We start from the raw sequence: 10,337 nt of genomic DNA, 5'->3' as shown, positions 1-10,337 counted from the left end.
CCCGGAATGACGAGTTTTGAGGCGGCATGGTCGCGCTGCGCGGAAAAGAGATCGATGCCTTCCTCGCCCGCCCCGATGCGGGCCGTCCGATCATCCTGCTCTACGGTCCTGACGCGGGCCTCGTGCGCGAGCGCGCCGATGCGCTGATCGCATCCGCCGTCGACGATCCCAACGATCCATTCTCACTGGTCAAGCTCGATGGCGACGAGCTCTCCGCCGAGCCGTCGCGCCTCGTTGACGAGGCCATGACCGTGCCGCTGTTCGGCGGCCGCCGCGCCATCCGCGTCCGCGCCGGCTCGCGCAGCTTTGCCAGCGGCATCGACACCCTGGCCGAGATGAGCGTGAAAGATTGCCGCATCGTGATCGAGGCCGGCGAGCTGCGCCCGGAATCGCCGCTGCGCAAAGCCTGTGAGCGCGCCAAGACGGCGGTCGCGATCGGCTGCTACCCCGACACCGAGCGCGACCTCGCCAAGCTGATGGAGGACGAGCTCCGCACCGCCAATTTGCGCATCGCGCAGGATGCCCGCGCGGCGCTGATGTCGTTCCTCGGCGGCGACCGCCAGGCCTCGCGCAACGAGCTGCGCAAGCTCACGCTCTATGCCCATGGCAAAGGCGAGATCACGCTGGACGACGTGATGTCCGTGGTCGCTGATGCCTCCGAGCTGAAGCTCGATCCCATCGTCGACGGCGCCTTCGCCGGCCGACCCGACATCGTCGAGACCGAATTCGCCAAGGCCATGATCGCCGGCACCTATCCCGGCGTGATCATCTCCGCCGCGCAGCGTCAGGCCGCGTGGCTGCACAAATCGGCGCTCGCGATTGCCGACGGCACGCCGGCCTCTGCCGTGCTCGACGGCGGCTTTCCACGGCTGCACTTCTCGCGAAAGCCCGCAGTCGAAACGGCGCTGCGCAATTTCAGCCCGGTCCGGCTTGCCGCCATCATCGAGCAGCTCGCGACAGCCGCGCTCGAGACCCGCAAGCAATCCACCCTCGCCGCCGCCATCGCCCAGCGCACGCTGATGGCGATCGCCGCGAATGCGAAGCGGCGGGGGTAAGCGCGGCGCTCACCACGTCATTGCGAGCGCAGCTCTCTCAGCACCGTCATTGCGAGGAGCACTTGCGACGAAGCAATCCAGAATCCTTCCGCGGAAAGATTCTGGATTGCTTCGCTTCGCTCGCAATGACGTGATTGATGTAGACGCGCGCCACACACGCAACTGTCGTCCTGGCGAAAGCCAGGACTCAATGCTGCAGCGAGACGTTTGGCGAAGATGTGATCCGGTACTGCGACCTTCCACGATCGATAGATCACGCGGTATGGGTCCTGGCTTTCGCTAGGACGACCCGAGGGTACAGCCAATTGCCCGGCTCACAATGCCGGAGCAGGTCGCGGCCGCGATCAAATCCCGCCCTTCGCCAGCCGCTTCATCACCTCGTCGAGCTGATCGAGGTTGCGATAGTTGATCTGCACGGAGCCGCCGGGATCACGGTGATTGACGGTGACCTTGAGCCCGAGCGCGTCGCTGACGCGCTTTTCGAGATCGATCGTATCGGGGTCCTTTTCCTTCGCGCCAGCGCGCGCCTTCTGCGGCTTGCGCTCCGGCACGCCCTCTTCATGCGCCAACGCCTCGGCCTGACGAACATTGAGGCCCTCCTCGACGATGCGCTTGGCGGCTGCGAGCGGATCGGGCACGCCGATCAGCGCGCGGGCATGGCCGGCCGTCAGCTCGCCGGTCGCGATGAAGGCCTGCACCTCGGCCGGGAGCTTCGTCAGCCGCATCATGTTGGCGACGTGGCTGCGGCTCTTGCCGACGACTCTTGCGATGTCATCCTGGCTGCGTTTGAACTCGTTGGCGAGCGCGTGATAGCCCTGCGCCTCTTCCATCGGGTTGAGGTCTTCGCGCTGCACGTTCTCGACGATCGCGAACTCCAGCGCATCGCTATCGCTGATGTCGACCGGCACGATCGGCACTTCGTGCAGGCCGGCCATTTGCGAAGCGCGCCAGCGCCGTTCGCCGGCGATGATCTCGTAGCGGTCCTGTGTGCCCTTCACCGGTCGCACCACGATCGGCTGGATCACGCCGTGCTGCTTGATGGAGTCGGAGAGCTCCTTGAGCTCGGCCTCCGAAAAGGTACGGCGCGGATTGCGCGGATTGGCCTTGATGAATTCGATCGGCACCTTGCGCTGCGCGCGCGGACGATCGACATGCTGAGCCTCGCCGCCGACATCACCGATCAGACTCGCAAGACCTCGGCCCAGTCGCGAACGCGCTTCGTCGGCCATCGCCAGCTCCCTTGGATTCACGGTGCAGCACTCCAGAACTGAATTCTCGTAGGGCGGGCAAAGCGAAGCATGCCCACGCGGTGTGTACGGAAGGTGGTGGGCACGGCGAAGACGCCTTTGCCCACCCTACGGCAGCGTCAATGCGTCATGCGCAGCTCGCGCTCGCGCTGGATCACTTCGGTGGCGAGCCGCAAATACGCTTCGCTGCCGACGCATTTGAGATCGTAGACCAGCACCGGCTTGCCGTAGGACGGCGCTTCCGAGATGCGCACGTTGCGCGGGATCATGGTCTTGTAGACTTTCTCGCCCATGAACTGGCGGACGTCGGCAACGACCTGGTTCGAGAGGTTGTTGCGCGAGTCGAACATGGTCAGCACGATGCCGTGGATCGACAGGTTGGGGTTGAGCGTCGAGCGCACCTGCTCGACCGTCTGCAGCAATTGCGACAGACCTTCGAGCGCGAAGAACTCGCATTGCAACGGCACCAGGATCGCATCGGACGCCGCCATCGCGTTCACCGTGAGCAGGTTGAGCGAGGGCGGGCAGTCGATCAGCACATAGGTGTAGTCGGCGTCCGGCGAGACATTGTTGTTGAGCGCGCCGATGGCGTCGCGCAGCTTGAAGGCGCGGCCGGGCGTGGTGCCGAGCTCGAGCTCGAGGCCGGAGAGGTCCATGGTCGAGGGCGCGATGTGCAGCCGCGGCACGGCGGTCGAGACCACCGCCTCGCGCAAGGCGGCTTCGCCGACCAGCACGTCATACGTGGAGCACGAACGGCTGCGGCGATCGATGCCGAGGCCGGTCGAGGCGTTGCCCTGGGGGTCGAGATCGACGATCAGGACGCGTTCGCCGATCGCGGCGAGCGCCGTGCCGAGATTGATCGCTGTGGTTGTTTTTCCCACGCCGCCCTTCTGATTCGCCAGCGCCAGGATGCGGGGGTGGCCAGGCGGCACCTCATTGGTCACCTCATTGGTCTCTTGGGCGCTCTGTTCTTGCTGCGGCTCGTCAATCACGCTCATCGCAAATTCCCCCACTCAGGCCCCTGAACCGCCTCACCCGCGCCGTTCGACGGACGTCAGTTCCACGATCCACCCGTCACCGGTGCGGCTTGGATGGAGCTGAGGCTGAATATTCCAATATTTAGCGGCTTCGGTCAATTCAGCCTCTACATCTTGACCCTTGAGAAACAACGCTTTTGCGCCCTGGCGCATCAGCGGCTCCGCAAAGCCGATAAGTTGATGTAGCGGAGCCAACGCGCGCGCGGTGACGCAATCGACGGGGCCGGTGATTCTATCCACATTATCCCCGATCTCAGCGAGATGTACGAGCCCTGGAGATGTGGTGACGCGAATCGCCTCGCGCAGGAATGCGGCCTTCTTGGCGATTCGCTCGACGAGATGGACGCGGGCATCCGGCGTCCCGGCCATGGCGCAGGCGAGCACGACGCCCGGGAAGCCACCGCCGCTGCCGAGATCGGCCCAGCGTTTTGCCGCCGGTGCGAGATCCACAAGCTGAAGCGAGTCGGCGATGTGCCGGGTCCAAACGTGCGGCAGCGTCGAGGGCGCGATGAGGTTGGTCTTGGCCTGCCACTCCCGGAGCAAGGCGATGTAGCGATCGAGCCGGTCTTCCGCTTCATGTGAAACGGGCGCGAGCTTGAGCGCCGCGATCTTGTCGGCAGCGATGACCGCGTCCAGTGATTGATCGGTGGCGCTGGCCTTGTCGATCTTCGGTCTGGTCGGCCTCGGCTCGGGTCGACCGCCGGCGCCCTCACCCGCCGCGGATTTTCTTGATGACGATCTGCCGCCTCCCGGCCCGCGATGTTTCACGTGAAACGCCTATGCGATCGCCTTTGAGATCTTCCGGGCCTCGCGCCGCAGATAGGCAGCGAGAATGCCGAGCGCCGCCGGCGTCATCCCATCGATCCGGCCGGCCTGGCCGACCGTGAACGGCCGGGCCTTTTCCAGCTTGGCCCGCACCTCATTGGAGAGACCAGGCACCCGCTGGTAGTCGACCTCAGCCAGCACCATCCCCTCGTCGCGTCGGAAGGCTTCGACATCGGCGCTCTGGCGCTCCAGGTAGACGTCGTATTTGGCGTCGATCTCAAGATGGGTGGCGATGACGGGGTCGATCGCCGACAGCTCCGGCCAGATCGCGCGGACCTGACTCCAGCCAATATCTGGATACGCCATCAGCTCGAAGGCGGACCGGCGCTGGCCATCGCGGTTCAGGGACAGGCCGTGCTTGATCGCCTCGTTCGGGGTGATCGCGAGAGACTTCGAGAGCGTCCGAGCTGCGTTCAGGGCATCCATCTTGGCGCGATGGTGCTGCGCGCGGGCACTGCCGACACACCCCAAGGCGATGCCCTTCTCGGTCAGACGCTGATCCGCGTTGTCGGCCCGCAGCGTCAGCCGGTATTCGGCCCGGGAGGTGAACATCCGATAGGGCTCGCTGATCCCGCGGGTGACGAGGTCATCGATCATCACACCGAGATAGCCATCCGCCCGGTCGAACACGGTCAGCGCGGCGCCGCTGGCGGAGAGCGCAGCGTTGAGGCCGGCCACGATGCCCTGCCCGGCAGCCTCCTCGTATCCGGTGGTGCCATTGATCTGCCCGGCCAGGAACAGACCGCGCAGACGCTTGGTCTGGAGGGTTGGATCGAGTTCACGGGGATCGATGTGGTCGTATTCGATGGCATAGCCCGGACGGACCATCTTCACCCGTTCCAGGCCCGGAATGCTGGCGAGGATCGCGAGCTGGACCTCTTCGGGAAGCGAGGTCGAGATGCCGTTGGGATAGACGGTCGTGTCGTCGAGCCCTTCCGGCTCCAGGAAGATCTGATGGCCATCGCGGTCGCCGAAGCGGACGATCTTGTCCTCGATCGACGGACAATAGCGCGGACCGGAGCTCTTGATCTGACCGGAATACATCGGGGAGCGATGGACATTGGCGCGGATCACCTCATGGGTCGCCGAGGTGGTCCGGGTGATCCCGCATTGGATCTGCGGGGTTGTAATCCGCTCCGTCATCACCGAGAACGGCTCCGGTGGTTCGTCTCCGGGCTGCATTTCGACCGCCGACCAATCGATCGTGGTGCCGTCCAGACGGGGCGGAGTCCCCGTCTTCAGCCGCCCGAGGGTAAAGCCGGCGCGCTCAAAGGAGCTGGACAGCCCCATCGCCGGCGCCTCCCCCACACGACCGGCGGGCCAATTCTTCTCACCGAGATGGATCAGGCCGCGCAGAAAGGTGCCGGTGGTGACGACAATCGCCCCTGCCCGAAGCTCCCGGCCATCAGCTAGGCGCAGACCGGTGACCCGGTCTTCCACCACGATCAGTTCGTCAGCCTCACCCTCGATGAAGGAAAGACCCTCGGTTTCCCTGATCGCGGCCTGCATCGCGGCCGCATAGAGCTTCCGGTCGGCCTGAGCGCGAGGACCACGAACAGCGGGACCCTTGCGGCGATTGAGGACGCGAAATTGAATGCCGCCGGCGTCGCCGACGCGGCCCATCAGACCATCGAGAGCATCGACTTCGCGGACCAGATGGCCTTTGCCGAGACCGCCAATGGCGGGGTTGCAGGACATGGCGCCGACAGTGGAGAAACGGTGCGTCACCAGGGCGGTCGCTGCACCCATCCGCGCAGCAGCAGCCGCGGCTTCACAGCCGGCGTGACCACCACCGATGACGATGACGTCGAAACTCTCTCGCTCTGTTCGCATGAGCGGACTTCTAGCTCAGAGGCGGAAAAGCCGGAAGCGGAAAACTGGGTGAGGGCGTGGACGTTTCACGTGAAACGATACCAGGGCGAAAAGCGATTTCGTAAAAAACAACCCCATGCACAGTAGAAAGAGCGTTGAAAGAGGGGTTGAAACGGGACGGTTGTTTCACGTGAAACAACAACCGTTCGATGGGAGGTAGAACAGCGAAGCCCGCCATGTTTCGATGCCCAGGTATTTCAGCATTGAGCGAGATCGACGCCCCCGCCCGTCATTGCGAGCGCAGCGAAGCAATCCGGCATCTTCTCTCGGGAGGCAGACTGGATTGCTTCGTCGCAAAGGCTCCTCGCAATGACGAGATTGAGCGCCAGGTTTCGATTCCGACCGTCGCTGTTTTCTGTTTCACGTGAAACAAACCGGAACTCGTAAGCCTATCCACCTGACCCCTTCCCGGCGCAAGAAATGGAACAAGCGCTAATCCTACAATGAAGAACTAGCGCTACTTTCCGATGCAGAATTTTTGGAAGATGGCCCCAAGGACGTCTTCGACATCCACCCGGCCCAGCAGCCGACCCAGGGCATAGGCGGCGGCACGTAGTTCCTCCGCGGCAAGTTCTTCGCCCTCTTCTACAAGCTCCAAGCTCCGGCGCAAGCTGTCTACCGCTTGGCGCAACAGGTCGCGTTGGCGCGCCCGGGTCACCAATGCGCCCTCGCTGGTTCCGAAGAATTCAGAGGCAAATGTCACCATCGCGTCGACCAGCTGAGGAATGCCATCGCCCCGGCTCGCCGAGATATCGAACTCGCTGCGCCGCCCGGCTTCCCCCACCCCACCGAGATCGATCTTGTTGCGCACGATCCAGATCGAGCCACCGGTCCGATCGCCTTCGCCGGCCTTCCACAGCGACCGCGTCGCGTCGGGATCGATGGCCTGCGATCCCTCCACCAACCACAGCACGAGATCTGCGTCTTCGGCCCTGGCCTGCGCCCGGCGCACGCCCTCCTGCTCCACTGGATCATCGGTTTCGCGAATACCGGCGGTGTCGATCACCGTCACCGGGTAGCCATCGAGATCGAGCTGTACCTCGATCACATCGCGTGTGGTGCCGGCATGCGGCGAGACGATCGCGACCTCGCGGCGGGCGAGCTGATTCATCAGCGTCGACTTGCCGACATTCGGCTCGCCTGCGATCGCAACCACCAGGCCATCGCGCAGACGTTCAGCTTGTCCCTGTGCCGCAAGGACTTCTGCAATTTCACCATGCAGCGCTCGGATCGCCTTGATGGCCGGCGCCAGGAGCTCGGCAGGCACATCGCCCTCGTCCGAGAAATCGATGCCGGCTTCGATCAGGGCAGAAGCCTCGATGATGCGCTCACGCCAATCGCGCGCGCGATGGCCGAGCAGGCCTTGCAACTGGCGCAGCGCCTGACGCCGCTGGCGGTCGGTGTCGGCGTGGATGAGATCGTCGAGGCCCTCGGCCTCGGTGAGGTCGAGCTTGCCGTTCTCGAACGCGCGCCGCGTGAACTCACCAGGCTCGGCCGCCCGCGTATTCGGTATATCAGAAATAGATGCGAGAAGCGCCGAGAGCACCGCACGTCCGCCATGGACGTGGAATTCGGCGACGTCCTCGCCGGTCGCGCTTGCCGGTCCCGGAAACCAGAGCACGACTGCGTCGTCGATCGGTTGGCCCATACCGTCACGGAGCAATCGGCGGCTGGCCTGCCGCGGCGCAGGCAGCGTACCCGTCAGCGTCGTCAACACCACGCCGGCCTGCGGCCCGGAGACGCGCACCATCGCAATCGCGCTCGGCGGACGGCCGGACGACAGCGCAAAGATGGTCTGGTCTTGCGGATGCATGGCCTATTTGTCCGGCTGCGGGAGAAAAGGCAAATCCACCATTTTCGAACGCCAGGTGGCCTAGTTTTGCTGCGCCAAGTCCCGCAACAAAGGCTGATATTGCAATGCAATAAAGCTGCGGCAATTTTGCTGCAGGATCCAGCCGCTCAAGCCCAGCAGGCTCAAACAAATTCAATCTTACTGTATTTCTGTCAAAGGCTTAACCGAAAATCGGGGTCGAGCGAGAGGCCGCCAATCTGCTGCAATTCGCCGCAGGAAAGCTGCACAATGAAAAAGGGCGCCCGAAGGCGCCCTCCAACTTTTCGCTGCACTGCACTCAGGTGTTCATCGAGTCGAAGAACTCCGAATTGCTCTTGGTCGAGCGCAGCTTGTCGAGCAGGAAGTCGATCGCATCCATGGTGCCCATCGGGTTGAGGATACGGCGGAGCACGTACATTTTCTTGAGCACCTGCGGATCGGTGATGAGCTCCTCCTTGCGGGTGCCGGAGCGCGAGATGTCGATTGCCGGGAAGGTGCGCTTGTCCGAGACCTTGCGGTCCAGGATCAACTCCGAGTTACCGGTGCCCTTGAACTCTTCGAAGATGACTTCGTCCATGCGGCTGCCGGTATCGACCAGCGCGGTCGCGATAATGGTCAGCGAGCCGCCCTCCTCGATGTTACGGGCGGCACCGAAGAAGCGCTTCGGACGCTGCAGCGCGTTGGCATCGACACCGCCGGTCAGCACCTTGCCGGATGACGGCACCACGGTGTTGTAGGCGCGCCCCAGGCGGGTGATCGAATCGAGCAGGATCACGACGTCGCGGCCATGCTCGACCAGGCGCTTGGCCTTCTCGATCACCATCTCTGCGACCTGAACGTGGCGCACCGCCGGCTCGTCGAAGGTGGAGGACACCACCTCGCCCTTCACCGAACGCTGCATGTCCGTGACTTCTTCCGGACGCTCGTCGATCAAGAGCACGATCAGATAGCAGTCCGGGTGATTCGCGGTGATCGAGTGCGCGATATTCTGCATCAGCACGGTTTTACCGGTGCGCGGCGGCGCGACGATCAGCGCGCGCTGGCCCTTGCCGATGGGAGCGACGATGTCGATCACGCGTGCAGAGAGATCCTTGCGCGTAGGATCGTCGATCTCCATGCGGAAGCGCTGATTCGGAAACAGCGGCGTGAGGTTGTCGAAATTGACCTTGTGCTTGGCCTTTTCCGGGTCCTCGAAATTGAGCGTGTTGACCTTCAGCAGCGCGAAATAGCGCTCGCCCTCTTTCGGGCTGCGAATATGGCCCTCGATGGTGTCGCCGGTGCGCAGGCCGAACCGGCGGATCTGCGAGGGCGACACGTAGATGTCGTCCGGGCCGGGCAGATAATTCGCATCAGGCGAGCGCAGAAAACCGAAGCCGTCGGAGAGCACCTCGACGACGCCCTCGCCGACGATGTCGGTCTCGGCCAGCGAGAGCTGCTTGAGGATGGCGAACAGCAGCTCCTGCTTGCGCATGGTGCTGGCATTCTCGACCCCGTTCTCTTCCGCGAACGAGACCAGCTCGGCCGGGGTCTTCGACTTGAGGTCCTGGAGTTTAATTTCCCGCATTGGGGTGGTCCTGTGGGGTAACCTTGGAAGGGGGGTGCGAGGTGGCTCTGAAATGCGGACGCGAGCAGTGCAGGTAAGGTCCGCAGGTCTGGCAAGGAGAGTGCCGATGAGGCTTCAAACCTGATGCGGTGTCCGGCCTCTGGAAAGCTCGGACACAACCACATCCGCCTGCGTTGGGTGGGATATCGATAATATAGAAAATCGCTTCCTGCTCCGCAAGCCGAAGCGCTGAGCGATTCGTCGCGCGCCTTGCCTAGAACGGCTTCACGATCACCATGATCACGATGAAAATCATCAGGACGGTCGGCACCTCATTGATAATTCGATAGAATTTCTGGGTCCGCGGGCGCCGATCGGCGGCGAAATCCTTCAGCCAGCGGGAAAAAAAGCCGTGGACCGCGGACATTGCCAGGACCAGTGCCAGTTTTACGTGCAGCCAGCCGGAGCTGAACCAATGGCCGGACCAGGCCAGATAGAGCCCGGCGAGCCAGGTGACCATCATGGCGGGATTGATGATCGCCTTGAGCAGCCGGCGTTCCATGACCTTGAACGTTTCGGACTGCTTCGAGCCGATTTCGGCTTCGGAGTGATAGACGAACAGCCGCGGCAGATAGAGCATGCCCGCCATCCAGGAGATGACGGCGATCACGTGCAGCGCCTTGATCCACTCATACATGCCGGCAGCCTTCCATTCTTGTTTTCGACCCGCTTTGCCGACGCGAACCGGGATCCATTCTGCTCGAAACCGCTTTCTGCTCACCGAACAGTGGATGGAAGGTGTCCGGTAAGAATTCATTCATAGATTTGGGCGCACACACATATCCGCGTGCTCGGCTCTTCTAAACCTAAAAATTTTAGAATCTTAAGGTTTGAGTCTTTGTGACCGTGGATTGGACTCACGCAATT

At 63.1% G+C, this 10,337-nt stretch carries 8 protein-coding genes; 1 reads left to right on the top strand and 7 read right to left on the bottom strand.

Annotated elements, in window-relative coordinates:
* Positions 1–26: 26 nt before the first annotated feature.
* Positions 27–1,055 carry a DNA polymerase III subunit delta gene (gene holA / locus LRP30_RS00040; protein ID WP_128930511.1) on the top strand — a complete coding sequence of 343 codons (1,029 nt, stop codon included), beginning with the start codon at positions 27–29 and terminating at the stop codon, positions 1,053–1,055.
* Between the two features lie 344 nt (positions 1,056–1,399).
* On the opposite strand, the gene LRP30_RS00035 is transcribed toward holA, so the two are convergent.
* The 7 genes from LRP30_RS00035 to hemJ form a co-directional block, all read right to left on the bottom strand.
* On the bottom strand, positions 1,400–2,284 hold the full coding sequence (locus tag LRP30_RS00035) for a ParB/RepB/Spo0J family partition protein (protein ID WP_164934844.1): 885 nt from the start codon (positions 2,282–2,284) through the stop codon (positions 1,400–1,402).
* A 137-nt stretch (positions 2,285–2,421) separates the two neighbouring features.
* The gene (locus LRP30_RS00030; RefSeq protein ID WP_128944563.1) at positions 2,422–3,300 is read right to left on the bottom strand and encodes a ParA family protein; all 879 of its coding nucleotides are present in this window, start codon (positions 3,298–3,300) and stop codon (positions 2,422–2,424) included.
* 33 nt (positions 3,301–3,333) lie between these two features.
* Entirely contained in the window at positions 3,334–4,107 is a 774-nt protein-coding gene (gene rsmG, locus LRP30_RS00025; RefSeq protein WP_249758955.1) for a 16S rRNA (guanine(527)-N(7))-methyltransferase RsmG, read from the bottom strand.
* Positions 4,108–4,116: 9 nt separating this feature from the next.
* The gene (gene mnmG, locus LRP30_RS00020; protein ID WP_249758954.1) at positions 4,117–5,997 is read right to left on the bottom strand and encodes a tRNA uridine-5-carboxymethylaminomethyl(34) synthesis enzyme MnmG; all 1,881 of its coding nucleotides are present in this window, start codon (positions 5,995–5,997) and stop codon (positions 4,117–4,119) included.
* 496 nt (positions 5,998–6,493) lie between these two features.
* Complete coding sequence (gene mnmE, locus LRP30_RS00015) at positions 6,494–7,849, bottom strand: tRNA uridine-5-carboxymethylaminomethyl(34) synthesis GTPase MnmE (protein WP_249758953.1); 1,356 nt, start codon at positions 7,847–7,849, stop codon at positions 6,494–6,496.
* 316 nt (positions 7,850–8,165) lie between these two features.
* Positions 8,166–9,431, bottom strand: coding sequence for a transcription termination factor Rho (gene rho, locus LRP30_RS00010; RefSeq protein WP_128930505.1), 1,266 nt, complete (start codon positions 9,429–9,431; stop codon positions 8,166–8,168).
* 253 nt (positions 9,432–9,684) lie between these two features.
* Positions 9,685–10,107 (bottom strand): protoporphyrinogen oxidase HemJ, encoded by a 423-nt coding sequence (gene hemJ, locus LRP30_RS00005; protein ID WP_091882604.1) that lies wholly within the window; start codon positions 10,105–10,107, stop codon positions 9,685–9,687.
* Between the last annotated feature and the right edge of the window lie 230 nt (positions 10,108–10,337).

The organism is Bradyrhizobium sp. C-145 (genome assembly GCF_023375135.1).
GTDB lineage: Bacteria > Pseudomonadota > Alphaproteobacteria > Rhizobiales > Xanthobacteraceae > Bradyrhizobium > Bradyrhizobium zhanjiangense.
Note: the sequence above shows the minus strand (reverse complement) of the source record. Positions and strands in the feature narration are given on the sequence as shown.

Excerpts from the sequence above, each read along its gene's own strand:
- holA (WP_128930511.1), top strand. The coding sequence starts at position 27 with ATGGTCGCGCTGCGCGGAAAAGAGATCGATGCCTTCCTCGCCCGCCCC.
- LRP30_RS00035 (WP_164934844.1), bottom strand. The coding sequence starts at position 2,284 with ATGGCCGACGAAGCGCGTTCGCGACTGGGCCGAGGTCTTGCGAGTCTG.
- LRP30_RS00030 (WP_128944563.1), bottom strand. The coding sequence starts at position 3,300 with ATGAGCGTGATTGACGAGCCGCAGCAAGAACAGAGCGCCCAAGAGACC.
- mnmG (WP_249758954.1), bottom strand. The coding sequence starts at position 5,997 with ATGCGAACAGAGCGAGAGAGTTTCGACGTCATCGTCATCGGTGGTGGT.
- mnmE (WP_249758953.1), bottom strand. The coding sequence starts at position 7,849 with ATGCATCCGCAAGACCAGACCATCTTTGCGCTGTCGTCCGGCCGTCCG.
- rho (WP_128930505.1), bottom strand. The coding sequence starts at position 9,431 with ATGCGGGAAATTAAACTCCAGGACCTCAAGTCGAAGACCCCGGCCGAG.
- hemJ (WP_091882604.1), bottom strand. The coding sequence starts at position 10,107 with ATGTATGAGTGGATCAAGGCGCTGCACGTGATCGCCGTCATCTCCTGG.